The 25,835-nt window shown below is 68.7% G+C and carries 17 protein-coding genes and 1 pseudogene; 8 read left to right on the forward strand and 10 right to left on the reverse strand.

Translation table 11 applies throughout. The features are described 5' to 3' along the window. Positions 1 to 11: 11 nt before the first annotated feature. From BUS84_RS11740 to BUS84_RS11755, 4 genes are all read right to left on the reverse strand, one after another. Positions 12 to 4,928, reverse strand: a complete 4,917-nt coding sequence (locus BUS84_RS11740) for a DNA methyltransferase family protein (RefSeq protein WP_074311321.1) — start codon at positions 4,926 to 4,928, stop codon at positions 12 to 14. Continuing rightward, positions 4,925 to 7,726, reverse strand: coding sequence for an SNF2-related protein (locus BUS84_RS11745; RefSeq protein ID WP_074311323.1), 2,802 nt, complete (start codon positions 7,724 to 7,726; stop codon positions 4,925 to 4,927). Before BUS84_RS11745 ends, BUS84_RS11740 begins: the two co-directional genes overlap by 4 nt. Positions 7,727 to 7,739: 13 nt before the next feature. Further along, positions 7,740 to 8,804 (reverse strand): serine/threonine-protein kinase, encoded by a 1,065-nt coding sequence (locus tag BUS84_RS11750; protein ID WP_074311325.1) that lies wholly within the window; start codon positions 8,802 to 8,804, stop codon positions 7,740 to 7,742. Positions 8,805 to 8,948: 144 nt separating this feature from the next. Continuing rightward, complete coding sequence (locus tag BUS84_RS11755) at positions 8,949 to 10,871, reverse strand: N-6 DNA methylase (RefSeq protein WP_244298481.1); 1,923 nt, start codon at positions 10,869 to 10,871, stop codon at positions 8,949 to 8,951. A gap of 84 nt (positions 10,872 to 10,955) precedes the next feature. Here BUS84_RS11755 and BUS84_RS11760 point away from each other — a divergent pair, with 84 nt between their 5' ends. From BUS84_RS11760 to BUS84_RS11780, 5 genes are all read left to right on the forward strand, one after another. After that, the gene (locus tag BUS84_RS11760; protein WP_074311327.1) at positions 10,956 to 11,480 is read left to right on the forward strand and encodes a DUF4352 domain-containing protein; all 525 of its coding nucleotides are present in this window, start codon (positions 10,956 to 10,958) and stop codon (positions 11,478 to 11,480) included. Between the two features lie 83 nt (positions 11,481 to 11,563). Continuing rightward, on the forward strand, positions 11,564 to 12,307 hold the full coding sequence (locus BUS84_RS11765) for a hypothetical protein (RefSeq protein ID WP_074311329.1): 744 nt from the start codon (positions 11,564 to 11,566) through the stop codon (positions 12,305 to 12,307). 27 nt (positions 12,308 to 12,334) lie between these two features. Further along, positions 12,335 to 13,153, forward strand: coding sequence for a ribonuclease HI (locus BUS84_RS11770; protein WP_084757354.1), 819 nt, complete (start codon positions 12,335 to 12,337; stop codon positions 13,151 to 13,153). A 93-nt stretch (positions 13,154 to 13,246) separates the two neighbouring features. Then, positions 13,247 to 15,700 (forward strand): AAA family ATPase, encoded by a 2,454-nt coding sequence (locus tag BUS84_RS11775; RefSeq protein WP_074311333.1) that lies wholly within the window; start codon positions 13,247 to 13,249, stop codon positions 15,698 to 15,700. Continuing rightward, positions 15,697 to 16,086, forward strand: a complete 390-nt coding sequence (locus tag BUS84_RS11780) for a hypothetical protein (protein ID WP_074311335.1) — start codon at positions 15,697 to 15,699, stop codon at positions 16,084 to 16,086. Before BUS84_RS11775 ends, BUS84_RS11780 begins: the two co-directional genes overlap by 4 nt. Positions 16,087 to 16,203: 117 nt before the next feature. Here the strand turns inward: BUS84_RS11780 and tnpA are convergent. Continuing rightward, positions 16,204 to 16,621: pseudogene (gene tnpA / locus BUS84_RS11785) on the reverse strand (IS200/IS605 family transposase). A 22-nt stretch (positions 16,622 to 16,643) separates the two neighbouring features. Between tnpA and BUS84_RS11790 the strand changes: the two are divergent. Both BUS84_RS11790 and BUS84_RS37470 read left to right on the forward strand, forming a co-directional pair. Beyond that, positions 16,644 to 17,876, forward strand: a complete 1,233-nt coding sequence (locus BUS84_RS11790) for an RNA-guided endonuclease InsQ/TnpB family protein (RefSeq protein WP_143728335.1) — start codon at positions 16,644 to 16,646, stop codon at positions 17,874 to 17,876. 47 nt (positions 17,877 to 17,923) lie between these two features. Continuing rightward, complete coding sequence (locus BUS84_RS37470; RefSeq protein ID WP_143728336.1) at positions 17,924 to 18,223, forward strand: DUF4190 domain-containing protein; 300 nt, start codon at positions 17,924 to 17,926, stop codon at positions 18,221 to 18,223. A gap of 98 nt (positions 18,224 to 18,321) precedes the next feature. Here BUS84_RS37470 and BUS84_RS38625 read toward each other — a convergent pair whose 3' ends face one another. The 4 genes from BUS84_RS38625 to BUS84_RS11815 form a co-directional block, all read right to left on the reverse strand. Continuing rightward, entirely contained in the window at positions 18,322 to 18,855 is a 534-nt protein-coding gene (locus BUS84_RS38625; RefSeq protein WP_074311339.1) for a hypothetical protein, read from the reverse strand. Between the two features lie 261 nt (positions 18,856 to 19,116). Next, a complete protein-coding gene (locus BUS84_RS11805) occupies positions 19,117 to 21,678 on the reverse strand; it encodes a M14 family metallopeptidase (RefSeq protein ID WP_143728337.1) in 2,562 nt (853 codons plus the stop codon). A gap of 292 nt (positions 21,679 to 21,970) precedes the next feature. Then, complete coding sequence (locus BUS84_RS11810; protein WP_208869583.1) at positions 21,971 to 23,608, reverse strand: amidase; 1,638 nt, start codon at positions 23,606 to 23,608, stop codon at positions 21,971 to 21,973. Further along, the gene (locus tag BUS84_RS11815; RefSeq protein ID WP_074311343.1) at positions 23,605 to 23,907 is read right to left on the reverse strand and encodes a hypothetical protein; all 303 of its coding nucleotides are present in this window, start codon (positions 23,905 to 23,907) and stop codon (positions 23,605 to 23,607) included. Before BUS84_RS11815 ends, BUS84_RS11810 begins: the two co-directional genes overlap by 4 nt. A 520-nt stretch (positions 23,908 to 24,427) precedes the next feature. Between BUS84_RS11815 and BUS84_RS11820 the strand changes: the two genes are divergently transcribed. Next, a complete protein-coding gene (locus BUS84_RS11820) occupies positions 24,428 to 24,847 on the forward strand; it encodes a PPOX class F420-dependent oxidoreductase (protein ID WP_074311345.1) in 420 nt (139 codons plus the stop codon). Positions 24,848 to 24,897: 50 nt separating this feature from the next. Here the strand turns inward: BUS84_RS11820 and BUS84_RS11825 are convergent, their stop codons facing one another. Further along, a complete protein-coding gene (locus BUS84_RS11825) occupies positions 24,898 to 25,782 on the reverse strand; it encodes a bile acid:sodium symporter family protein (RefSeq protein WP_074311348.1) in 885 nt (294 codons plus the stop codon). Positions 25,783 to 25,835: the final 53 nt, after the last annotated feature.

Genomic DNA, 25,835 nt, shown 5'->3' on the forward strand with positions numbered 1-25,835 from the left:
GGGGTAGCAGGCTACGACGGCTGCCAGCCCGCGTCGATCGCATCCTGAAGCCGCTTACTGAACACGGCATGCGCCTGCCGATACTCATTCTCCCGATCGGCCTTGTAGAACGGCGCCACATAGCCGTTCGGCGGAAGTTCCATCTCTGGGGATTCCAGATATCTCACTAACCTAAGATGGTCTTCTTTCGACTGACCCACACCGAAAGCGTGGTGATTCGCCGCAATCTTTCGACCCGCATCATCAAACCAGGTTTCCGCTTCATAATCAGCCAAGATTGGAAATCTGGACCGATAGATGGATACCAGTTCCTGGGGAGCGATACCGAGCCACACCGCCACCAAGGCATCAATCTCTACGAGCGCCGCTCTACGCTCTTGCTCAGTACGCAGGGCAGAACTCCACACCCATGAGGGTCCAACATCAGCTAGAGGGCGAGCGGGCCGTTGGCTAATCGACCAGTTTTCGTTGGAAGGCCATGCAGGATCGTAAACCTCCGACCACAGCGTCGAATAAGCGCGGGTCATGCAATTTAGTCGCAGGGTTCGGATTGCCAACGCGGCCGCGAGCGGATGATCAGACTGGGGAGCAGGAAAGTTGCGAGCCTCCGTCATCCGCAAATGGTTCTTACCCCAAACTCGGAGCAGATAGTCCAGCGGAAGTGACGCCCAGAAACCCGCGACAAGAACGGTTCCCAACGACTCCGAGAGCCTCATCGTATTTACTGCATCAACGTGAGTCGGCCCAGGCGGGATAAGAGCAGCATGTAAGCTACGCTCAGTATCGAAAGGGACCATCTCTCGCCAAGCTAGTCGATAAAAGCGAGAGTACCTCTGACCATTCCAGTTGTCTTGTGCCGACTGGAATTTATCAAGAGTGGTGGAGCGACGGTAGTTGGCCCGAGGAACGGTATCCGCATCCATGCTGCTTGGGTCAAATGCCTGCCAGTCACGATTTGACTTGCAGGGAACGTTGGGCTGTTTCGCCAATGGCGTAGCTATGCCGATATGAGTGCCTTGGAGAACGATCGAATCCCAATCCTCGCGAGATCCCGTGTCCCAAACGATTAGCCCGTCCTTCTTGGCCTTTCCTTCATCGAATCCGAGGCTTGTCACTGGATGGAGATGATGTAGGCGGCGGCTGGCCTGGGCGAGCGCAAGCATTGCTCCATCCTCTACTGACGTAACCGGGAACAGCAACCTCGTCTGTTCTACCGACTCCTGGCCGCCCAGCAACTTTCGCCAGTGTTTTAGCCGATCTTGGTCTACCGTCACAAGGCGAGCGCGATGAGGGCGCAGTTCCCATCGCCCATCATGCTTGATACCCGGCGCTTCTCCGCTCCCATCATGAGTTAGGGAGGCGGTGAGCGAGCCAGGCGCGAAAAGCCAACTAACGTGTGTGAAATTGATGGAACCGGTAGCGCCATAGAGGTGGACGCCGAACTGCCGCGTCCCTGCAACCTCATCAAACAGCTGTAGGCGATTCGAGAAGTGCGCATGGAATCTAAGATGCCTGTAGGCAGCCGCTCTAAGCTTACCTTCGCGAGATCCCGCGAAATGCGTGTCCGGATGGATTAGGCCAGCGATTCCGGATTGCCCGAGGTTCTCCCATGCCCGGCACATAAATGCGCGGTACAGGTCGGGCCGGGTGCCATCAAGAAGTGGGTATGTAACGGCACCACCAAGGACTTGCACCACTCCAACGTTCATTGCCAACTCCGAAAGGAAATACTGGAGCCAGCGGTCATGCTTACTGAATTGCTCCGCTTTCCGCTTCCGCCACTCCTCCGTCGTCGGCCTCTCCACGAGCCGAAACCAAGGGTCGCTCTCCGCGAGCACTACATCTTCAACCCAATCGGGCCGCACCCACGGCGGGTTGCCTACCTGGAGGTCGAAGCCGCCCTCGGCGAAGGCTTGGGCGAAGGTTAGTTCCCAGTGAAAAAAGCCTTGCTGCTCGGCGATCTGGTCGGCAGCGAGAAGCCAGGGGAACCGATCGGAGAGGGTCCAGGGTGAATCGACACCGATGACCCCGTCGAGCTTCCGCTCGAACTCGCTCATCTCGCTCAGGCTCGTGAGCTTTCGGCCAAAGAACCGTTCGGTATTCTCATCCGCGTCACTTCGCCCGATGAGCGCCTCGGCGAAGGTCAACCAGTCGTCGAGGCTAGACAGCGGCACCTGCTGACGGAGTTGTTCCGCCACCGTCATCCGCCGGGTGCCGCCGGTCAGCTTGGTCGGGAGCTTCATCTGCTGCGGTTGCACGTTGCCGAAGATGTCCGCGGTTTCGTAGACGGCCGGTTCCTCGTACGCCGGCTCGTCCTTGATGTGCGAGACCTGGACGGGCGCGGCCGGGTAGACCGGGTCGGAGCCGTCGAGCAGCCCGACCTTGTCCAGCGGCCAGAACCACAGCGCGCACCAGACGTCCATCAGCGTCTTGAGCCGCCAGTACGGCGTGCCCGGCGCGGTCAGGTCGGCGAGGATCTCCTCCCGGGGCACCGCCTCCGTGACCTTCGGCAGATCCTCGGCGCCCCAGACTGCGATGTCGCGGCGGATCTCCCGCTCGGAGATGTCGAGCCGCTGCTGCACCAGCCCCCACAGGAACTCGACCCGCCGAGCGAGAGCCTGCAAGCGCTGGACCTGCGAGTTCTTCCCCTTGGCTGACGGCGTGCGCTTCATCGCCGTACGCCACGCCTTTAGTCGGGCGGTCTCAGCCGGCGCCAGCTCGCGGGCCTCCTTCTCCCCCGCGACCGCGCCCCAGCCGTCGGCGGGGAGCAGGAAATGGTGGATGGTGCCCTCGTCGATCGGCCCGTCCCGGAAGGGCTGCTCCTTCGGCGTGGTGGTGAGCCATGACTTGTCGGCGAGCTGCTTCGGGCCGTAGGTCTTGCGTCCGGCGCCGATGAGGGAGTTGCCGCGTTGCAGGTGCAGGCCGAACCAGGGTGCTTGGAGGCCGGCGTGCATGACGTTGAGCCAGAGCGACACCTCGGCCAGTTCGACGGCGGTTCGGTTGAGGTCGACGCCGTAGCTGTTGTGCAGGGCGATGTACGCCTTCACCCGCTGGAGTTCGAGGTGGTAGTCCTCCGGGTCGAGGGTGACCTCCAGCTCCTTCTGGCGGCGCCGCAGGTATTCGGCGGCGACCTGGTTGATCGCCTCGTTGAGGAACGCGCCGGAGCCGAGTGCCGGCTCACAGATCGTCCAGTCCAGCAGCTCACGGGCCGGGGTGATCGTGTCGTCCTGGTCGAGCCGGTACTTGAGGGCGAGCTGGACGGTGACCTCGGTGAGCGACTGTGGGGTGTAGTAGGAGGCGCTGGTCTGCCGGTCGCGGCCGGCGAGCCGGTAGACGAACTCACCGGGTTGGTGACTGACCCGGCTGCGAACGCCGGTGTACGGGTCTTCCTTGTAGACGAAGACACCGTCGTCGTACTCGTCGACCTTGGAGGCCGGAATCATCCACGAGCCATCCTTCGGGTCGCCGTCTTTGGCGACCTCGTATAGCTGCTCGGTGGCGACGAACCCGGTGTACGACATCAGGCCCTCGTAGACCGCGCCGAGCTGGTTGATGCCAAGCTGGGCGTACGAGATGAAGCCGCCGCGGCGCTTCTTGCCACCCTTGGTGAGCATCAGCCGGCGCAGCACCTCGTAGAGGACCTTGTTACGCAGCCGCGTGTCGATCTTCGGTGCGTGCTCGTCGTCGGGGTCGCTGCCCGGCTCGGCGATCAGCCGGCCGATGAGCTTGGTTTTCTCCGGCAGGAACAGGTCGGAGCGCATCGGCTCGAAGCGCAGCCCCTCCCCCTCGCTGGCCTTGTCGTCGACGTCCGCGCCGCCGCGCGGCCGGTGCCCCTCGTTGACCATGCGGAAGAGCAGGTCGAGGGATTCGTACAGGTGGGTGCCGTCCTCGGCGGAGGGAGCGAGGCGGCGGGAGACGAGGTCGCCGAGGCGGGCAAGGCTGTAGCCCTCGACGTACTGGGGGTCGTTGACCGGCAGCACACCCAGTTCGGGGCGCGCCTCGGCGTAGAGCAGGAACAGGATCCGATAGAGGTAGCGCAGCGACTCCCGGCCCAGCTCCTTGGCCAGCTCATCGAGGTCCATCACCTGCTGCGGGTGGAAGCCGGCCCGGCGGATCTGGTCGAGGACCTCGTTGGCGATGAGCTCCACGGAGACCTTCAGGCCCTCGCGGAGTTCGCTGGAGACCCCGACGGCGTGCTGGCGGGAGCCGGCGACCAGTTCGGCGAGGGGTTCGGTGCCGCCCTCGGCAGGCGGACGCAGCGAGTCGGCGCCGAAGAGCGCGGCGACGACGTCGAGTTCCTTGTCGTCGTTGCGGGCGTACGCGGTATCGAGGCTGACGGCCAGGTAGCGGCCCTCGCCCCAGACAGTGCGGTCGGCGAGAGTGATCACGCCACCGCTGAGGATCAGCACGTAACGGGGCTTCGGGCTGTCGGCGGCGAAGAGCAGCGAGGCGAGCTTGGCGCCCGTCTCGATGGTCTCGGTGCTCGACAGGGTGAGCGGGTCGAGCAGGCGGCCGGCGTCCTCCGGGTCCTGTGCTGCCTCGGTGTCGACCGCCCAACCGCAGTCCAACGCGACAATGCCGTGTGCGGTGGTCAACTCGGCGTGGGCGACGCTGACCTCGTACTCCTGGCCGTTGCGCTCGACGGTGATGGTCTGCGGCTGCGGGTCGAAGTCGAGCGCCCGCAGCACGTCCTGGTGCTGCTTGCGCAGCCGCTCCGGGTCGAAGAAGTCGACGTCGGTCAGCTCGGTCTTGGCGTCGAAGTACTGCCGGCGCATGCCGCGCAGGTTCGTGCGTGGCGTGCCCTCCCCGGCTTTCTCCTGCTCGGCCCACTGCTTGAGCAGACCGCCCTTGAGGGTGGTGGGCAGGATCTCGGCGAGGTAGTGCGCGGAGAGGTACTCGCCGCGGTTGGTCAGCGACTCGAAACTCATGCGGCACTCTCCGAGGACGGTACGAGGACGGCGAGCACCCGCAGCAGCGGGTCGCCGGCGGTTTCCAAGCGGTCGAGCAGGTCGTGCTGCTCCTGGACGGTGGTGTCGACGCGTTGGCGTCGCTTCTCCCGGTGCGCACCGGGCAGCTCATCGAAGAGGCTGGCCTGTTGGAAACTCTTCAGCTGCTGGCGGTGCTTCTGCAGCGGCTCGGCGTTGGCCTCGGCCCACTCGGCGCGCTTGCCCTCCAGGTACTGGCGGGCGACGTCGACGGCCTCCGGCAGCAGTGCCTTCAGCGGTTCGATCGCGATGGCCTCGGCGCGGTTGACCATCGTCGGGCCGACGTTGGCTTCACGCAGCACCTCGTCCATCGGCCGGATCGTCGGCGACGCGGGCAGGTCGGAGACGGCCATCCACTGGACGACGGTGGGTTGGCCGAGACGGTTGGCGTAGACGCCCTGGATCAGGAACGTCGGCGCGGCCACGTCGGCGGTGAGCACCGGGGCCTGTTGGCGGCCGAGCCGGATCAGGACCTTGTCGACCAACCAGTCGACCATCGGGTGCACGTCACTGAGGAAAGCGATGTCCGGCCACATCGGAGTCTTGCTCTGCCGGGCCTGGTCGAGCTTGCGCTGCGCGAGGGCGCGATCGAAGGTGACCTTGAGCCGCAGGTCCTCGCCCTCGCGGTGGGCGCGCAGGTAGGTGCGGGGCAGGTCGGTGAGCCGGTGCACCAGGTCGTCTGGGGCGAGGAAGGTCATCAGTTCGTCCTCGCGGCGCAGGTCGATGTGGTCCTCGGGCCGGTCCTCGTAGATCTCGTAGAGGGCGGCGTCGACGAAGTCCTGCGTGGAGGCGAAGAGCTTCGGCACCCGGGCCAGGGGCACGTCCGCCGCCACGGGCGCTGTGCCCACCTCCGCAAAGAGGTCGGCCATCACGTCGACCTCGGCGTGGGCAGCCTCGTAGGACTGGTCCACCGACTTGCCGGCGAGCAGGTCCCGGACCAGCCGGTCCTCCTCGGCCTTGGCGTCGTACTGGCCCGTCACGGCCTCGACGCTGCCGAGGCTGCGGTGCGCGGTCTCCTCCCGGTTGAGGAGCTTCTCGGCGACCGTCCGGTCGTCCTTGGCGTCCTCGCGGTCGGAGGTGAGGATCAGCGCGCGGAACTGCGGCTGGTGCTTCTGCCCGTAACGGTCGATACGGCCGTTGCGCTGCTCGATCCGGATCAGACTCCACGGGATGTCGTAGTGGATCAAGTGGTGGCACTGCTGGTGCAGGTTGACGCCTTCAGAGGCGACGTCGCCGGTGAAGAGCAACCGGACGTCGCTGCCGGCCAGCTCGAACTCCTGCAGGATCGTCTGCTCGTCCTTGTCGGCCACACCGCCGTGCAGCACCCGGATCGCGTTCGGCTTGAGGCCGAGCAGCCCGGGGACGACCTCGGCGAGCCACTTGATGGTCGGCACTCGCTCGGAGAAGACCACGGCCCGCGTGTCGCTGCCCCTGCCGACACCGATTTTCCTCAGCTCGTCGACCAGTCCCTTGAGCTTGCTGGAGCCCCGGTCGGTCATCGCGGAGGTCAGCTCCGCGAGCCGGTCCAGCGCTGCCCGCTCAGTGCCGGTGGTCTTGTCGCGCCGATTCTTCACCGTCTCGTGCAGCGCCCGGTGCGAGGACAGAAAGGACTTCAAGAGGGTGTACGGGAAGAGCCGGTGCTGCCCGGTGATCGCCTCGTCGGTCCACTTGCCGGCCAGCCACACGTCGGTCAGCTCGTCGAAGATCTGCTCCTCGATGGGCGTCGCTGTGCAGTGCAATGCCTGAGAGGGGCCACGGTCAGCCCAGCGGTCACCGATCTGGTCGCGTACCTCCGGGCTGATCTTCGTGCGGCGCAGGTAGAGGTGGGCGATGTCACTGGCCTGGTAGTCCTTCTCGTTGGCGATGGCCGCCGGGTCGAGCAGCGAGATCAGCTGTGCGAAGGACTCCTTGTCGCCGTTGTGCGGGGTCGCGCTGGCCAGCAGCAACGCGTCGGTCTTCGCAGCCAGGCGGCGGGCCAGCTCGTTGCGCTGCGTGCCCTTGTTGATGAGGTTGTGCGACTCGTCGATGACCACGGCGTCCCAGGTCGTCGCGTCCAGGTGATGGCCGAACTGGCCCGCGTCCTTGAGGGTGTCGACCGAGATGATGGCCCGCTTGAAATAGGTGAACGGGTTCCGCCCAGCCGGGATCTCCTGCTGGATGCGTTGAATACCGGTCGAGTCGAGCCGGACCAGCGGGATCGCGAACCTGGTCCACAGTTCTCGTTGGAACTGTTCGAGGACCTGCTGCGGCGAGACAACCAGGATGCGCTCACCTCGGCCCCGTCGGATCAGCTCAGCGAGGATCAGCCCGATCTCCAGGGTCTTGCCCAGGCCCACCACGTCAGCGAGCAGGATCCGCGGCCGCAACCCGGACAGCGCCAACTCGACGGGCCGCTGCTGGTAGGTCAGCGCGTCGAGCAGGAACCGGTCGGCGAGGGCCAACCCACGCTCGGTGCGCGGCAGCGGAGTACGCCGCAGCACCGCCTCTAGGAAGAGGCGGCTCTGCCGGAACCGCGACGACGTGTCCTGAACGAGCTCCGTCTCCTCGGGCACCAGCGGCGTGATGTCCTCAAGCGCGGTGAAGAAGGTCGCCTCGACATCCTGGACGAACTCGGAGACGCCGACCGCCTTCACCATCGTGCCGTCCGCGGTGCCGGTCTTGACGCTGCGGATCAGCCATTCCTCGTCGCGTACGACGATGCGGGAGCCCGGGGCGAAGGTCGCGGCCTGGGAGGTGGTCATCGGTGGTGCCTTCCTACAGGGTCGAGCGGCGGGCGTACTGGCGGCGCATCTTGTCGACCAGCCAGGTGACGTCAGCACGTGGGTTGGCGGGCCGCTCGGGGTCGACCTTCGTGGGTGTCGTCTCCGGCACCGGGACGGTGTCCGCCTCGATGACCGGTGTGCCCTCCGGGTCCTGTCGCGGATCATCCAGGTCCGGCGGAACCAGCAGCTCGGTGTCGCCGTCGTAGGTGAGCGCCGCCACCTCCTGGCGCAGGGCGTGGACGCTCTTGCCGCTGACGGCGGTGGCGACCGCGAGCAGCCGAGCACGAACGTCGGTCAGGCCGGGTCGGGCGGTGGGGTCGAAGGCGAGCATCGTGCCGAGCAACTGCACCAGCTCGGCCGGCACCTCGGAGAGATCAGGAAGATCGGCCGGCTCGCTGATGCGCAGCAACAGGTTCCACGAGTTGGTCGCCGGGTAGAGCCCGTGGCCGGTGAGAGCGAAGACCAACGTCGCGGCGAGGGCATAGATGTCGACCGCCGGGGTGAGGTCCCGTTCACCCTTGACCTGCTCGGGTGACATGTACGCGGGAGTGCCGACCAGGGCACCCGGCTCGGTCAGGTAGTCGTCCCGCTCGATCAGCACCGCAAGACCGAAGTCGATGAGCTTGGGGCCGTCGGGGCCGAGGATGATGTTCTGCGGCTTGAGATCGCGGTGCAACAGCTTGACCTGGTGCACCTTGGCGAGGCCTTCGGCGAGCATCGCGCCGGACATCGCGGCCAATGGCAGCGGAAGCGGCCCTCGCGCGTCGACATGCTGGCGCAGCGTGGCGCCGGGGACGTACTCCACGGCGAGCCAGGCCGGGTTCGCGTAGGGGTCGGCACCCTCCAGGCGGGCAACCCGGGATCCGAAGACCAGCTTGAGGCTGTCGACCTCGGCGGCGAACCGCTCGCGCACCGTGGGCGCCTCGATGAGGTGCTGCTTGATCACCTTGACGGCGACCCGCTCGGCGGTCGGCGACACCGCGAAGAAGACATCGCCCATACCACCTGAGCCGAGCGGCCTGACCAGGTCATAGCCGCCGATTTTGCCCAGCGTCATTCGTCCCCCTCACGATGACACCCGCCCGAACCGCTGATCCGCACTGTCGGACCCGCGCCTGACGGACGCATGACCGTACAACGTTGAACATTCAACGAGGTACCGTCCGAATGGCGGTTCCTGCGGTTGCTGACCAGTCTGACCTCACCGCGGGCTGTCCGGTCGGATCGACCCGCGCGCCAGGCCGTCGGCCGTGAGTTGGGCCAGTTCCGCCCCCAGCGAAGCGGCCTGTCGGATCGCTGACTCGAAGGCGTCGAGGCGCCGGAACGCGTCCCCGTGCGCCCGTTGCTCGTCGAGCGGCAGCCGCCGCACCTGCGCCCGTCGAATGTCGAACCGCATGGTTCCGGAGAGACTCGACGCCTGCTTCTCGTTCGCCGACGTCCGCAGCTGCCCGGCCAGGAACCACGGGTCCAGCGCCGCCGGGTTGGGTCGCAGCAGGTAGAGGTTGCGCCCCAACAGCGCGCCGTCGGCGGTGACCACCCGCGGGATGAGTTGCCGCGCGATCATCGGCACCACCACGTCCCCCACAGCGAGGGGGATCTCCTGCCCGAACCGGTCGTCGACCCGCCCGGACGCCTCCACCCCGGCGAGCACGTCCGGCACGGTGAGCACCGGCGGCCCGTCGGGTGCGGGTGTGGACGTGCCGGCGCGGACCGGGCCGATCAGTTGAAGCGCCCCCGTCTTTGCCAGCTCCCCCACCGTGAGGAAGAGGCCGTCTGGCCCGTCGGGCGCGGGTGTGACCTGCGGCAGCAGCGCCGGCAGCTCGCCGACGATGGCGGCCAAGCGTTCTCTGGTGCGTACCAGATGCTCTCCTGAAGCCTCGCCCGCGACGGCCGGTTGCCGGCGCGCGGGGGTGAGGTCGACCTCCTCGTCGAGCAGCTCGATGACCGGGACCGCGCGGGCGAAGCCGGCCTCTTCGACGTCGGCGTCCGGGGCAGTGGCGAAGGCCCGCCACGCGGCCAGCACGCGCGGTGCGGTGTCGGCCAGGTCGCCGCCTGCGGCGTCGATCAGCAGCGCCCGCGCCGGCGGCGGTGCGTCGGCCGCGGCGCGCCGCAGCACCCACAGGTGCAGGGGTACGCCGTGCGGCGCTGCCACCCCCGGCGGGAGCGCGATGACGGCGCGCAAATGGCCTCGGCGCAGCAGCTCGCTGCGGATCCGCTTGCCGGCGCGCCGGCTGGCCACCGTGGGGGGCATCAGCAGTACGGCGTGCCCGCCCACGCGTAGGTGCGCCAGGGCGTGCTGCGCCCAGGCCAGCTCCGGCTCAGTACGGGGTGTGGTGCCGACGATCCAGCGGGGGTCGTGCCCGAGCTCCTCGTCGCCCCAGTTGGTGGCGCCGAACGGTGGGTGGCAGACGACGGCGACGACGGCGCGGCCGGCGAAGGCGTCGGCGCGCAGTGAGTCACCGGGGCACACCTCCCCGGGTACGTCGTGCAGGGCCAGCCACAGGCCGGCGAGCCGGGCCAGGTCCTCGTCGAGTTCCTGCCCGTACACCGAGGTGCTGCCGGCGCGGACTGCGGCTCGCAGGATGGCGCCGGAGCCGGCGGCCGGGTCGAGCACTGAGCCGCCGCCGACACTGGCGAGCCCGATCATCAGGTCGGCGAGGTCGTCGGGGGTGGCGAAGGGGCGGCCGGGCCCCGGTGCGGAGAACCGCTGCCACAGCTCGTCGAACGCACCCTGCGGGCGCAGCTCGTCCGCGAGCGCGTCGACGTCGGGCAGCAGCGGCGCGAGCTGCGCGTCGGGGTGGCCGCTTCGGGAGCCGCGCTGACGGGCCAACAGCAGCGCGCCGACGGCCGCGAGCCCGGCGGCTGGGGAGTCGCTGGCCGCGGCGAGGTGTCGCCAGAGCCGGTCGGCGGTGGCGAGCTCGGGGAGCTTGCCCTGGGTGCGTAGCCACTGCTCGACCTGGATCAGGTCGAACTCGGGGCTCGCCGTCGTCCCGCCCACTGGGGCGGGGAAGTCGGCGTGCCGTTTGCGCCAGTTGCTGACTGCAGCGCGACCGACGCCGGCGAGCCGGGCGATCTCCGCTGCCGTGATGGTCGGGTTCTCCTGCACGTCGAAAGTCTCGCACATCTGTCAAGCACGAGATTGTCTGTTGACACCGCTCTCGGACGATGCTCTTATTGACGCCGCAACGTTCACATCAGGAGGACAACGATGCGCAAGACCACCACTCTCGCTCTGATCGCCACCGGCCTCATCGCCCTGGGCTGCGGCTCCGGCGCCGCCGACACGTCCACGAGCTCCGGCGGTAGCGGCAAGGGCGAGGACGCCCCGGCGAAGACCGCCAAGGTGGGCGAGGCGGCGCGCGACGGCAAGTTCGAGTTCAAGGTGAAGTCCGCCAAGTGTGGCGTGGCCAAGGTCGGCAGCGACATGCTCGGCCAGAAGGCGCAGGGCCAGTTCTGCCTGGTCACGGTCAACGTGAAGAACATCGGCAAGGAAGCGCAGATGTTCGACGGCAGCAGCCAGAAGGCGTACGCGGCCGACGGCACCGAGTACTCCGCCGACGGCGGCGCGGCGATCTACGCCAACAAGAACGCCGAGACGTTCCTCAACGACGTCAACCCCGGCAACCAGGTCAGCGGCGTCGTCGTCTTCGACATCCCGAAGAACGTCAAGCTCGCCAAGCTCGAGCTGCACGACTCGCCGTTCTCCGGCGGCGTCGACGTCTCCCTCGGCTGACCACTCCCCCGTAGCACCGGGGCGGGTCTGAACGATCCGCCCCGGCTGTTCACAGCCCACCTGTTCACACGAGGAGCTCCGTCATGACTGATCCGACCGCCCCGAATCCGCCCGACCAGCCGACCGGACTGCCGCAGCCCTCGGTGCCGCCGGTCGGCGGTCCGACGTCCGCCGCGACTGCGGACACCATGCTCGTCGGCGAGCTCGGCCCTGCCACCAGCGAGAAGCGGTCCCACGTGCGGGCTTGGGCTGTCGGTGGCATCGCCCTGGCCATCGCCCTCTGCTGCGGCGGCGTTGTCATCGGCACGGTCGCCGGCGACGAACCGGAGGCGACCGCCGGTGCCAGCAGCTCGCCTGCGATCAGTCCCACGAGCGTGTCGCCGACGACAGCGGCTCCCACCACTGCCGCTCCGACCAGCGCGGCCCCTACCAGCGCCAGCCCCAGCCCGACGAAGACGGCCCCGCCGCCCAAGCCGAAGCCGCCGTCGTACAAGACGCTCACTGAGCGGCAGTGGAAGCTGATCGCGAAGGACCCGGACGGTTACCTGGGGAAGACCTACGTGGTCTACGGGCGGGTCACCCAGTTCGACGCGGCCACTGGCGTCGACAGTTTCCGGGCGGACGTCGCTCACCGCCGCATGGCCGACGAGTACGACTACGAGACCAACACCATCTTCAACGGGTCCCAGTCGGACCTCGACAACCTCGTCGAGGACGACATCTTCCGCGCCAACGTCACGGTGCTCGGCTCCTACAGCTACGACACCCAGAGCGGCGGCGAGACCACCGTTCCGCTGCTCCAGGTCGACTCCATCAAGGTCCTCTGAAACTCCCCTGAGACGTCAGGAGGCGTCGTGCGGCCCGATGAATTCCTCCGTGCCCTGGCCGAACTCCCCCCACCATTGCACGGCCGGGCACTCACCCTCCGTCCCTACGCCCGCTCCACCCGCTGCGACGACTGCCAGCGGATCGGTGACGCCGTCCGCCTCGCTCTCACCGCCGCCCACTACGCGGAGCTGACCTCCGCCGGCGAACTGCTCGCTACCGCCGAGCGCCTCGCTGTCGAGCACACCGAGCACGTCGCGCCGCGCTTGGACCAGCAGCGCGGGCGCGGCCGGGTGATCCGCTGGGCGGGGGCGTCCGCGCCGCTGGTGGCTGCGACCGACGCCAGCTGGAAGGGCCGCGCCGGGGGCATCGGGTACGTGGTCAGCGACGGCCATTACGGCCTGCTCGGTCGGGGCACCGGCCGGCTCGACCCGACCGGCGCCTCCCGGGTGCTCGTCGATGAACTGCGCGCGGTCGACTACCTGCTGACCGGGTACGACGAGGTGCCGACCGGCATGACCGTGCTGCTGGACAGCCTGACGGCTCTGCGATACCTGCACCGCTGGCAGGCCGGCGATACCGATGCGATGCCCGCCGGCTACAGCCTGCGCGAGCGCCGCTGGTCCGATCAGCCAACCCTGGTCCGGCTCGCCGAGCAGGTGGCCCACCGCCCCGGCCTGACCTTCGCGCACGTCAAGGGTCACAGCGGCCACCCGCTCAACGAGGCTGCCGACGGCCTGTCGCACATGGCCCGCCGCCGGCGGGAGGAGTCCTTCGACCTGCGCCCCCGGGCGTATGCCCTGGTTGATGCGTTCCTGCGCGACTGGCACGCGAACGCCACGGTCTGACCCGCGCGACCGTCACCACCCCCTACATCCACCGCTCACCCGGGCGGGCCGGCGAGTCGTCGGCCCGCGGACACCACACGCCTGGAGACGACCATGACCCAGCCTCCGCAGCCGACCGCGCCGCTGATCGAGCTGATCTTCGACCGACTTGCCGCCGCTGACGACGTACCGACCGAGACCGCCGAGCTGGTCCTCGCCGCGCTGACCAGCGAGGACGACCTGACCGCGGCGCTCGCCGGCACCCCCACCCGACTCGACCCGCGCTCCCCCACCGGCGACGGTCCAGCGGACCGGATCTGGCTGAAGTCGGTGACCGTCGCCGGCTTCCGCGGCGTCGGTCCGGAACGGACCCTCCGGATCGACCCCGGTCCGGGCCTCACCCTGGTCATTGGCCGCAACGGCTCCGGCAAGTCCAGCTTCGCCGAGGCCGTCGAACTCGCCCTCACCGGCGACAGCGCCCGGTGGGCCGACAAGACGAGCATCTGGCGTACCGGGTGGCGAAACCTGCACAACCCGGATCCGTGCTGGGTCGGCGTGGAGCTGCGGGTCGACGGGGTGGCCACGCCGACCCGGGTGCACCGCGCCTGGCCGGTCGGGGCCGAGCTGGCCGACGCCGAGGTGACCGTCACCAGCGCCCGGGGCCGGCACACCGGCCTCACCGAGTTGGGTCTGGCCCGCCCGCTGGAGCTGTACCGGCCATTCCTCACCGCCGCCGAGCTGGGCAAGCTCGCCGCCGGCACGCAGAGCCAGCTCTTCGACGCGCTGTTCGCGATCCTCGGCCTGGACGCGCTCACCGACGCCGACCAGCGTCTGCTGCGCGCCGCCCGGCCGCACGACACCACCATCAAAGAGGTACGCGCACAGCGCGCCGCCCTGGCCGACGCGCTCGCCGGAATCGCTGACGACCGGGCCCGACGGACCGCATCGCTGCTACGCGGCCGGGGCGCGGTCGACCTCGCGGCGGTGACGGCGATCCTCGACGAGCCCGACGAGCCGACCACCGAAGAGGCCGTGCTGCTCTGCCGGGAACTCGCCGCCCTCGACCCGCCGCCGGTCGACGAGGTGACCCGGCTGGCGGGTCAGCTGCGGGAGGCGGCGGTCGAGGCCCTGCGGTACGACGGCGGCCGGTCCCGCGCCGCGCTGCGCAGCGCCGAACTGCTCCGCCTCGCCCTCGAACATCACGAGGACCAGGGCGACGCGTCGTGCCCGGTCTGCGCCACCGGCACCCTCGACGGCGGATGGCGTACCGCCGCCGCGCAGTCGCTGACCGACCTCCGGCAGCGCAGTGTCGCCGCCCAGACGGCGACGACCCGGCTCACGACTCTGCTGCGGCAGACCCACCACCTGATCGACGATCTCGCGGTGCTCGAGGGTCCCGGGTCGGAGCCGCCGGTCGGCGCGCTGCGCGACGCCGTGGCCGCGCTACGTCGCGTACCCGGGAAGCCGGCCGACCTGGCCGACCACCTGGCCGCGCGGTACCCGGCGGTGGTGGCGGCGGCGGACGCGGCCCGCGCGTACGCGGAGGCGTTTCTGCGGCAGCGCGACACCGGCTGGCGGGCGGCGGCGGCCGAGGTGCGCGAGTGGGTGACCGCCGCCGGCGGGTTGCCGGCGCGGGAGGCGACACTGGCCCGGTTGAAGGCCGCGCGCGGCTGGCTGAAGGACGCCGGTACGGAGATCCGCAACGAGCGGGTCGCGCCGTTCGCCGGGCACTCCCAGCGGATCTGGGCGCAGCTGCGGCAGGAGAGCAACGTCGAGCTGGGAGCGATGACGCTCGAAGGCGCGAACACCCGGCGGCGGGTGGTCTTCCCGGTCAACGTCGACGGCGCCGACAACGGCACCGCCCTCGGCGTGATGAGCCAGGGTGAGATGCAGGCGCTCGGGCTGGCCACCTTCCTGCCGCGCAGCTGCGCCCCCGAGAGCCCGTTCCGATTCATCGTGGTCGACGACCCGGTGCAGAGCATGGACCCGTCGAAGGTGGACGGTCTCGCACGAGTGCTCGCCGAGCTGGCCGAGCAGCGGCAGGTCGTGGTCTTCACCCACGACACCCGCCTGCCCGACGCGGTCACCCGGCTCGGCCTCGGTGACGCCCGCATTGTCGAGGTGCACCGGGCGGAGAAGTCGGTGGTGACGCTGCGGCCGAGCTCCGATCCGGTGACCCGATACCTGGACGACGCGTACGCGCTGTCGCGCAACGAGGACATCCCCGCCGAGGTGCGCGGGCCGGTGGTGGCGGAGCTGTGCCGTTCGGCGCTGGAGGCGGCCTGCCACCGGGTGGTCTGGCGGATACGGGTCGCACGGGGTATCCCGCACGACGACATCGAGGCGGCCATCGAGGCCGCGTCGCGTCGGCTGGCCACCATCGTCGCGTTGGCGCTGTTCGACGACGCCGATCGGGGCGGTGACGTCCTCGGCCAGCTGAGCCGTCGGCACGGACGGCGAGCGGTGGACGCGTACCAGGCGTGCCGGGAAGGCGTGCACGGCGCGTACCTGGCGGACCTGCCGGGCCTGGTCGCGGACGCCCGCTTCCTGGCCGAGGCGCTGCGGTGACCGCGCCGACGCCGCAGCGCTGCCTGGCGGCGGCCGACCAGTTGCTGCGCGGCTCCGGCCGGCTGGGGGCCGTCGCCGTTCCCGGCGGCTGGTGGCCTCGGGCCTGCGCCTGCCTGATCCGGCTCGCCCTGGAAGGCGGCATCGACGCCTACTGGCGGCGGGTCAAGCCGACCGTCGCGGCCTGCCGGCAGGGCCGCGCCAAGCAGCTGATGCTGCGCGGACGGCTCGGGCCGGGCACGGAGACCGCCCGGCGGGTGGCGTACGCGTGGGCCACGCTCTCGACCGCCGCGCACCACCACTGCTACGAGCTGGCGCCGACGGCCGCGGAGCTGCGCCGGCTGCACACCGAGGTGAACGCGCTGCTCGCCCGACTCGACCAGCGATGACCGGACCTACCCACTTGTACGGGAGTGACCATGAGCTACCAAGATGCGGGCCAGTGCTCCGCCCTTTAGGGCGGGGGTCAGGGCCCGCGCGGGAGGGCCGCCAGGCCCGAGCGTGCGCTAACCGGGACGGTGTTGCTGCTCGATGTACTGGCGCAGGAGGTCAAGGGTGCGCCGCTGACCGAGCCGGCGAAGTACGAGGCTAACCACAGCTTGTTGGCTCGGTAGCAGTGGCGGATCAGGTCGGGGAACTCTTGTCGCATCCGCCGCGAGGACACGTTCTTAAAGGCTGTTGACCAGCTTCGCCAGGGCTACCTTGGGCGGAAAGTTGACCAGCAGGTGTAGGTGCTCGCCTTCGCCGTTGAACTCGACCAGGTCGGTGTCGAAGTCGGCGCACACCGCCCGCGTGATCTCCTGCAGGCGGGTCAGGTGCCGGTCACCGAACACTGTGTGCCGAAATTTTGGTCACGAAGACCACATGAGCGTGCAGGGTGAACACGCAGTGTCTGCCGGTGCGAACGTTCGATAATCCGGCCATGGGCCATTGATAGATTGTCCCTGTGCAGCTTCGGTACAACTACCGCGTCTACCCGACGCCGGCTCAGCAGGTTCTGCTGGCGCGGGCGTTCGGGTGCGCGCGGGTGGTGTTCAACGACGGGCTGCGCGCACGCCAGCAGGCGCGCGAGGCGGGCGAGGCGTACCTGTCCGATGGTGACCTGTCGAAGCGGGTCATCACCCAGGCCAAGCAGACGCCTGAGCGGGAGTGGCTGGGCGAGGTGTCGGCGGTGGTACTCCAGCAGGCCCTCGCGGATCTTAACGTCGCGTACCGGAACTTCTTCACCTCGATCAGCGGCAAGCGCCAGGGCCGCACGGTCGCCCCGCCGAGGTTCCGGTCCCGCAAGGACAACCGGCAGGCGATCCGGTTCACCGCGAACGCCCGGTTCAAGGTGCTCGACAACGGCCGGCTCAGGTTGCCGAAGATCGGCGACCTTGCGGTGCGTTGGTCCCGGCATCTGCCGGCCGCACCAACCTCGGTCACGGTCATCCGGGACGCGGCTGGTCGGTACTTCGCCTCGTTCGTTGTGGTCGCCACCGACGACCCGCTGCCGCCGGTCGACACCGAGGTGGGCATCGACCTCGGGTTGACCCACTTCGCCGTGCTGTCCAACGGCAAGAAGGTCGCCGCCCCGAAGTTTTTGCGTCGGGCGGCCCGCAAACTGCGCCGGTTGCAGCAGGACCTGTCCCGAAAGCAGCGGGGCAGCAACAATCGCAAGAAGGCCGTCGTCAAGGTCGCCCGCGCGCACGCTCGGGTGGCCGACAGCCGGCGGGACTGGCAGCACCAGCTCTCGACACGGATCATCCGCGACAACCAAGCGGTGTACGTCGAGGACCTATGCGTCGTCGGTCTCGGCCGGACCCGGCTGGCCAAATCGGTGCACGACGCGGGCTGGGCGCAGTTCGTGCAGATGGTGAAGTACAAGGCCGCCCGGCGCGGGCGGACGTTTGCAAAAATCAACCGGTTCCTGCCCACGTCGCAGACATGCTCGACGTGCGGCCGGATCGACGGACCCAAGTCGCTGTCCGTCCGGTCGTGGACCTGCCCGTGCGGGGCCGTGCACGACCGGGACGTCAACGCGGCCAGAAACATACTCGCGGTGGGACGCGCCGAGAGCCTAAACGCCTGTGGAGCGCAGGTAAGACCGGCACCCGTGCCGGCACCGCGCCGAGAAGCAGGAATCCGCCCAGACGCTGTGCGGTACACGCGCAGCGTGGAGGGAATCTCTGCCCTTTAGGGCGGAGAGAACGTCAACACCCCGGCTATGACCCGCACCGGGCGGCGTTGCCGGCACCGGCCACGCCGGCCAGCCCCGGCCCGTACCCGCCGATCGGTTACCCGCCGGCGCACATCGTCGTGCACGGCCCGCCCACGTCCGGCCTGGCCGTGGCGTCGCTGGTGTTGGGGATTCTCGGCGTGCTCGGCGGGTGGTGCCTGTTCGGGGTGCCGTGCCTGCTCGCCGTCGTCCTCGGCCACGTCGGCCAGCGCGACACCCGTCACAACATGAAGTCCGGCGAGGCATGGCGATCGCCGGCCTGGTCCTCGGGTACGTCTTCGTCGCCCCCATGGTCATCCTCACGATGATGTCTTCTTCGGCGGGCTGATCGGTGCGGCGACGCCCTCGACCACGCCCAGCCCGTGAACCGCGGCTGCACGCCCAGCGCGACCTCGCGCCCGCCATCTCACTCGGCGTCGCCGATCATCCGGCGGATGGTGAGCAGACGGTCGCTGTCGAGAGGCGCCGTGATCCGGCCAGCGTTGTCCCACCGCTCCAACAACCATCGGCCCTTGTCCCGCCGCAGGGTTACCTGGGCATGCGGCCCCACCCCGTGCCATGCCGCACCGCGCAGCGACACTCCGAATCGGCCACGATCCAGCAACTTCACCTTGCGCAGCTGAACGCAGGCGGGGCAGCGGCCGTCGGTCGAGGCGACGCACCGGCCGCAGAGCCGACCACCGCAGAGGACACACGGCTTGACGGGGTCGGGGCAGGCGGGGCAGGTGGCGCACGTCTCCACCTGCCGCACCAGGTGGTGCAGCCGACAGACGCTCGCCTGGTGCAGCGGCTCGCCGGTTACGGCGTCGCGGAGGTACCCGACTGTCTCCCCGGCCACGAGCTGGTACGCGACGGCCATGGTGTCGCCGTTGGCGAGGCGCCATTCCTCCTCCACGTTCAGGCCCACGGTCAGGTCCACTTCGCTGACCCGGCGGCTCATTGCCTGCTGACGTAGATCGGTCAGCAACGTGGCCGGTATCTGTGCCCTCGGCCTGGTCGCTCGCGCCCTCGGCCGGCAGGAAGTAACCGTGGTGCACACCACCGTGCTTGCCCACCAACCGCATCCACTCCCGGGCGAAGCGTTCAAACACTTCGATCTGTTCGGGATTGATGGTGTGCACCACGCAGGTGATCACGCATTCACCATACGCGCGTGGTGGCCGAGCGCAGAGCGCGCTCGGCCACCACGACTGACGTCAGGTCAGCGCTGACCCCCCAGGTACATCGCGTTGAACAGCAGCCGGTACGTACCGTGCGACTGAGCCCGGTGCTGCGGCTTGAAGCCGATCATCACCACCTGCCCGTCGCCCACCTTCGCCGTCACCACGGCCGCCTTGCCACCGATAACGTCCTCACCGAGGAGGAAGCCGCTCTTCAGCAGGTTGGTCTTCGGCCAGGTGGCCGCCACCGTGACACCCTGCGCGCCGTCCTCGACCTCGAACGCCGGCCCGTCGGCGACGAACGCCGACGCGGTCGATCCGAACCCGGCGGCGACCGGGTCACTGGCGTCGACGTTGAGGTTCAGCACCGAGCCCGGAATGTTGTAGCTGGTGTCCGGCACCCCCTCGGTGACGTCCTTGACCGGCACGTCGAACGCCTTGATCGGCAACTCTGCGGCCTTGTTGAGGGTGACCACCGTGCCGCCCGCCTCGACGAACGCCTTCAGGTTGGCCACGCCAGCGTCGGTCATCCCGCCGGTGTACTCCGGCGGCAGCGAGCCAGCCGCCCGGCCGTTGCGCATCGAGTTGTACGTGGCGTCGGGCAGCACGATCGTGTCGAACTTCGCCCGCAGATCGCCGGCCCGGACCGACGCGTTCGTCAGCTTCTGGTAACCGAAGCCGAACTGGTCCAGGGCCAGCCGGGTCCAGCCCTCGTCGTAGTTGTTGAAGCCGTCGTACAGTCCGATCCGAGGCGCGACGAGCTCCCGCACCTTGGCCGGCTTCGCGTCCACCGCGGCGATGCTGAGCCCGTACCGGGCGGCGAGCGCCGTCACCCGAGCCTCGGTGCCCGGACCGGGCGTCACCAGGAACGTGCCAGCCGGCAGCTTGCCAGTGCGAGTGGTCACCTCAGCGCTGCTGTGGAAGACCTTGTCCCCCGCCGCCAGCAGGGAGTTCACGGCGGCGGAGCTGTCGTTGACCCGGGGGTCGAGGGCGTACGCGTACTTCGGCGCGCCGGCCACCACACCCGCCGGCACCTTCGGCGAGTCGACCCGGACAGTGCTGGCCTGCACCGCCTGGCCGAGCTTGTCGACGGCGACGCCCATCTGGAACGACAGGGTGTAGCCGGTGATGTCGTACGGCGGCTCCAGCGGGCCACCCGGGTAGAGCCGCCGGTCCGGATAGACCTGCGGGTTCAGCAGGTCCAACACGGCTGCCCGGTACGGCTGGGCCTCTCGCACGAGGTAGCTCCCGGCTGGGTATGTGCGCTTGCCGACGGTGAAGGAGTTCACCGCACGCTCGACCTGGATGTTGTTCCAGCGCAGCTTGTCCACCAGCTTGGTGGCGGTCGGGAAGTCCGCCTGATCCGCGGGGATCACGTAGGTGGTGCCGGCACCATTGCGGGCACCGTCCCGGGCCATCTGTGCCGCGCCGTAGAGCAGGCCCTCGCGGTCGTCGCTGGCCACCCGCAGCATCGCCCAGGAGGCCGTCTTGATGTAGTCGCAGCTCTGCGACAGGTGCCACTCGCCGCCCTTCCAGGGGCTGGGGTAGAAGACCGACGGTTCGCTCGTCGAGGTGCCGTCCGCGAAGGTCTTCGGGAAGGTCGCCGGGTCGTACACCCTGGGGGTCGCCGAGGCGTGCGCGGTCTCGGTCAGGATGCCGATCTGGTTGTGGTAGTACGGCGCGGTCCGCGCGCCGCCGTTCCACCAGATGTCGTACGACTGGCGGGCCAGCGCGCCGACCTTGCCCTCGCGATCCAGCCGCTGCCCCATCGCGTCGCCGACGAGGTTGACGCCCCGGACCACCTGGGGGTTGATGTTCGGGTTCAGCGGGTCCTCGTACGGCGGGATGCTGATCCGGGCGGGGAAGACCGCGGTCTGGTGCACGTTGTGCATGACCTGCGGAATCCACTCGTGGAACAGTTGACGCCCGACGTTCTGCGTCTCCTGCAGGTTGAACATGTACCAGTCCCGGTTGTTGTCGTGCCCGGCGTACTTCTGGTACAGCTCGGGGTAGCCGGCATCCTGGTAGGGCCCACCCAGGTTCTTCTTGTACCACTCGGCGACCTTCGTGCCGCCGTCCGGGTTCACGTTCGGCACCAACAGGGTGATGACGTTGTCCCGGATCGCTCGCGCCTCGGGCGTCTCGCTGGTCACCAGGTCAAACGCGAACTGCGGGGCGGTCTGGTGGCCGGCCACCTCGGTGGAGTGGATGCCGAAGTCGACCCAGGCGATGGCCTTACCGTTCTTCGCCAGGTCACGCGCCTGAGACTCGGACAGCGAGTCGCCCTGAGAGAGCCGCACCGAGGTTTCCCGGTAGCGCTTGAGGTTCGCGTCCTTGAGATTCTTCTCGGAGGAGACGATCGCCATCAACTGCGGCCGTCCCTCGCTGGTCTTGCCGATCTCGACCAGCTTCATCCGGTCGCTGGCCTTGTCGATTGCCCGGTAGTACTCGGCGATCTGCTCGTAGGTGGCGAGCTTGTAGTCGGCACACGGCGCCCAGCCGATCACCGACTCCGGCTTCGGTACGCGGTTCGAGGCGGTAGCGGTGGTCGCCGACGTCAACACCGGCGTACCGACCAGAGTCAGCGCGCAAGCAACCGACACCGTTGTCCGAGACAGTCTTCGTTTCACCTGATACCCCTTCGCAGTACGTACACGACGGAAAAGGGTCCGGTAGGGGCGGCCGCGCCCATCGGATAGCTTGATTCAACAGGTTTCGATCGAGGTCCGGAATGCTCAGGATGGCAGTTGAGGAAATCTTGAGACTCACCACTGTGCCGGATCGGACCAGGACCAATTTTGTTTAGGAACGACAATTCCACCAAGGATGTAATGGACAGCCCTTGGCGTTGGCGTGGCCACAAAGGGCGGGCATTGAATGCCCGCCCTTTGCACGTCACTGGCTGAGCTCGGCGACCTCCTCGGCCGTCAGGCGGAGCGCTTCGGCGGGAGCTGCGCCCCGCGCGGCGGCGGTGGGCGGGTCGGCCGGCCGCCGCAGATGCCAGTCCGTCACCGCCTGGTAGGCGGCCACCACCGACAACAGCCGGTCCTCGGCGTACGGGAGGCCACCCAGGATGGTGCCGACCGGTAGCCCCGCGGTGGTGAACCCGATCGGGAAGGCGATCTCCGGCAGGCCCAGGATGTCGAAGGGCACCGGGTCGGTCTGCACCACGACGTCGCAGCCGTCGAAGAGGTCGTTGAGAACCCGGTCCATCAGCAGCAGCTTGGCCCGCTGACCGGTGATGAACTCGTTGCCACCCATCAGCGCTCCTTGCAGCCAACTGGTCACCGACACACCGAAGCCGCGCAGGTCTGTGCGCAGGTACGGCATGAACGGCTCGGCTCGCTCGGGCAACCGGATGTTGTTGAAGGTGCTGCCGGTCAGCTGACTCCACTCGGCGGGCAGCTGCACGTCCACCAGGGTGACGCCCGGGATCGCGGCGAGCTGTGCCAGGTACGCCGTACGGGCCAGCGCACCGGGCGAGGTGCCGTTGGCGAAGCCCGGCAGCACGCCGATCCGGGTTTTCCAGCGAAGCTTGACGCGGCGTCCCTGATAGACCGGGCTCGCCGCGTCGATCAGGTTGGGTACGTGGGGCAGGCCCTGGCTGCGCGGGTCCATGGGATCCTCGCCTGCCATCGCGGTCAGCATGATCGCAGCGTCCTTGGCATCGCGCGCCAACGGGCCCGGATGGTCGCGGCTGTACGTGAGCGGAATGATGCCGGCCGCCGAGACCCGACCCATGGTCGGCTTGAGGCCGGTGAGGTTCTGCGCGTTGGACGGGGCGGTGATCGAGCCGCCGGTCTGCGTGCCGATGCCCGAGGTGGCCATCCGGCCGGCAACCGCGGTGGCGGTGCCGGTGGACGACCCGCCCGGGTCGACGCCGCGGTCGGTCGGCGTCCAGGCGTTCACCGTGGTGATCACACCAGCCGGCGTGGTGGCACGGGTGGTCGCCAGCGGGCCCATCTGAGTCTTGCCGAGCACGATCGCGCCGCTTGCCTTCAACCGGGCCACCGCAGTCGCGTCGTACGGAGGCACGAAGTCCTCGAACAGGAACGAGTTCGCGGTGGTGGGGACCCCTTCCGTGTAGTAATTGTCCTTGATGGCCAGTGGGATGCCGTGCAGCGCACCGTGTCGGGGCCTGCGTCCGGCATCTCTCGCGGCCGCAATGGCCGCATCGGCGAGCACCCGGTTGAACGCCTGGTAGCTGCCGTCGTACCGGGAGATGCGATCCAGGTACGCCTCGACCAGGTGCTCGGGGGTGAGTTTGCCGGCGCGGATGAGCCAGGCTGCCTCGGCGACGGTGAGCTCGGACGGATCGGCGAGCGCCTCCGGCCGGGGCTTGGTGTAGGCATTCGGCTGGTCCAGCGGCCGTCCCCCCGCTCCCGGCTTGGCGTTGGTGGACAGGCCGCTACTCGCCAGCGCAACCGAGGGCAGTCCGACGTTGACGCCCACGGCTGAGACGGTGGCCAGAGCGGCGGCGCGGGCCAGAAACGCGCGGCGGTCGACCGTACGGTCGAGTGGTTCGGACGTCATGCCTTCCGCCATTCAGTGCTGTTCGAGGGGTAGAGGACCGGCACGTGCTGCTGCGACAGCGCCTTCGCGGTGTCCGGATCGGTGCCATCGGGAGCGGGCAACTGGTAGGCGGCGAGCGTCGCCACGGTGCCCCGCATGAAGGAGCGCAGCGAGGCGAGAACGGAGTCCCGTCCGGGCGAGCCGGTCTCCGGGTCGGGGCTGGTCCCTGGCGGAAGTTGGTCGAGGTCGATGCCGAGGGCGGCGAGCCGGGCACGGATCAGAACGTTCAGCTCAGCATCCGTGGGCGGAGTAGGTGCCATGATGCTCCCAAGTCGTGCGACAGGGGGTGTCGCGGGTCCCGGTCGAAGTGACCTTGACCGTAGGCCGGTAGCAACTCGCGGCGGCGGGGCGCGCGTACAAGTTGAGCAATATTTGAGTTTGCCGATCATGTTGCAGCCGGCACCCGTCGGAAACGGGTCGGCAGGGCGACCCTGCGCCGGTCACAATGAGCGCCGTGCAGAGATCAACGCAGCGCCTGCTCGACGAACTGGACGTCCTGCCGTACCGGGAGCGGATGGCCACGCTCGCGCGCCGGGCCTTCGATCTCAGCACCACCGGCGAGCTGCCGGGAGTGCTGACGGACCTGCGTGGCGGGACGACGTACCACCGGTTCCTCGCGGTCACCGTGCGACTACCCGGTCCCCCGTCGCGCGCAGCTCCCCGCGATGTACATCGACAATCGCCGACGACCTCAGCGTGCTATGCCCCCCATTCGAACAGGAGCGGACCGGCAGGTGCGTAACGTGCAGGGGTAACCCCCTGACGCGAAGAGGAGACTTCATGTCCAAGCCACCGCTTCCCGAGGCCGCGGTCGCCATGCTTCAGAAGCCGAACCCGGCCGTCATGACCACGCTTCGCAACGGTGGTCAGCCGGTGTCCGCGGCCACCTGGTACCTGTGGGCGGACGGCCGGATCCTGGTGAACATGGACGAGAGCCGCCGCCGGCTGGACCACGTCCGAAACGACCCCCGGGTCTCGCTCACCGTGCTGGATGAGGCCGGCTGGTACACGCACGTCAGCATCATCGGGCACGTCGCCGAACTGCGCGCGGACGAGGGCCTCGCGGACATCGACCGGTTGTCCGAGCACTACACGGGAAGTACGTACCCACGGCGGGAGCGCGCTCGGGTCAGCGCCCTGATCGAGATCGACCGCTGGCACGGCTGGGGCGCGCTCAAGGACAACAACCAGGTCGGCTGACCAACGCGGCCCGGCCGGCGGCACCGGCGGCCGGGCCAGCGACACCACGGTCAGGGCTGCACGGTGGTGGCGGCCGGGGCGCCGACGCGGGTCACCAGGTAGCCGAAGGCTGCCGCGGTGAAGAACATGACGATGCCGTAGACCGCCCCGGGGATCGCCATCTGGGTGCTGTCGAGCAGCGCCGGGCTGAGCGCGATCGTGATGGCCAGGGTGCTGTTGTGGATGCCGATCTCGAACCCGGCCGCGGTGGCGGCGCTCCGGTCGACCCCAGCCATCCGGGGTACGCCGTACCCGATGGCGAGGCTCAGCAGGTTGAAGGCGAGCACGGCCAGGCCGACCGAGACGAAGTAGTCGGCGATGTTCTCGCGTTCGCCGAGCACGGCGCCGGCGATCACCGCGACGAGCACGACGACGGACAGGATCCGGACCGGGCGGTTCAGGCGTTCGGCGATCCGGGGCACCCGGGCGCGGATCAGCATGCCGATCGCGACCGGTACGAGCACGATGGCGAAGACCTGCAACACCTTGACGAACTGCAGGCCGATACTCCTGCCCTCGGGCAGGAAGTACGCCGCCGACAGGTTGACCAGGATCGGCAGGGTGAACACGGCGAGCACCGAGTTGATGGCGGTCAGGGTGATGTTCAGGGCCACGTGTCCGCCGAAGAGGTGGCTGTAGAGGTTGGCCGTGGTGCCGCCGGGGGAAGCGGCCAGCAGCATCATCCCGACGGCCAGCTCCGGTGCCAGGTCGAAGGCGACGACCAGGCCGAAGCAGAGTGCCGGCAGCACCAGCACCTGACACACCAGGGCGATGACGGCGGCCCTTGGATGCTGGGCCACCCGCCGGAAGTCCGCAATGGTCAGTCCGAGACCCAGGCCGAGCATGATAATCCCGAGGGCGATGGGCAGGCCGATCAGAGTCAGGGCTGAGTCCATGACACAACATCGTTACCACCCGGTAACGGCTCCACCATCCCCCATGTGGCCGG

The sequence above is a fragment of the Micromonospora cremea genome (assembly GCF_900143515.1).
GTDB lineage: Bacteria > Actinomycetota > Actinomycetes > Mycobacteriales > Micromonosporaceae > Micromonospora > Micromonospora cremea.

Bases quoted from the DNA above. Each gene is read 5' to 3' on its own strand.
- BUS84_RS11740 (WP_074311321.1), bottom strand. From the start codon at position 4,928: ATGAGTTTCGAGTCGCTGACCAACCGCGGCGAGTACCTCTCCGCGCAC.
- BUS84_RS11745 (WP_074311323.1), bottom strand. From the start codon at position 7,726: ATGACCACCTCCCAGGCCGCGACCTTCGCCCCGGGCTCCCGCATCGTC.
- BUS84_RS11750 (WP_074311325.1), bottom strand. From the start codon at position 8,804: ATGACGCTGGGCAAAATCGGCGGCTATGACCTGGTCAGGCCGCTCGGC.
- BUS84_RS11755 (WP_244298481.1), bottom strand. From the start codon at position 10,871: ATGTGCGAGACTTTCGACGTGCAGGAGAACCCGACCATCACGGCAGCG.
- BUS84_RS11760 (WP_074311327.1), top strand. From the start codon at position 10,956: ATGCGCAAGACCACCACTCTCGCTCTGATCGCCACCGGCCTCATCGCC.
- BUS84_RS11765 (WP_074311329.1), top strand. From the start codon at position 11,564: ATGACTGATCCGACCGCCCCGAATCCGCCCGACCAGCCGACCGGACTG.
- BUS84_RS11775 (WP_074311333.1), top strand. From the start codon at position 13,247: ATGACCCAGCCTCCGCAGCCGACCGCGCCGCTGATCGAGCTGATCTTC.
- BUS84_RS38625 (WP_074311339.1), bottom strand. From the start codon at position 18,855: ATGAGCCGCCGGGTCAGCGAAGTGGACCTGACCGTGGGCCTGAACGTG.
- BUS84_RS11810 (WP_208869583.1), bottom strand. From the start codon at position 23,608: ATGACGTCCGAACCACTCGACCGTACGGTCGACCGCCGCGCGTTTCTG.
- BUS84_RS11815 (WP_074311343.1), bottom strand. From the start codon at position 23,907: ATGGCACCTACTCCGCCCACGGATGCTGAGCTGAACGTTCTGATCCGT.
- BUS84_RS11820 (WP_074311345.1), top strand. From the start codon at position 24,428: ATGTCCAAGCCACCGCTTCCCGAGGCCGCGGTCGCCATGCTTCAGAAG.
- BUS84_RS11825 (WP_074311348.1), bottom strand. From the start codon at position 25,782: ATGGACTCAGCCCTGACTCTGATCGGCCTGCCCATCGCCCTCGGGATT.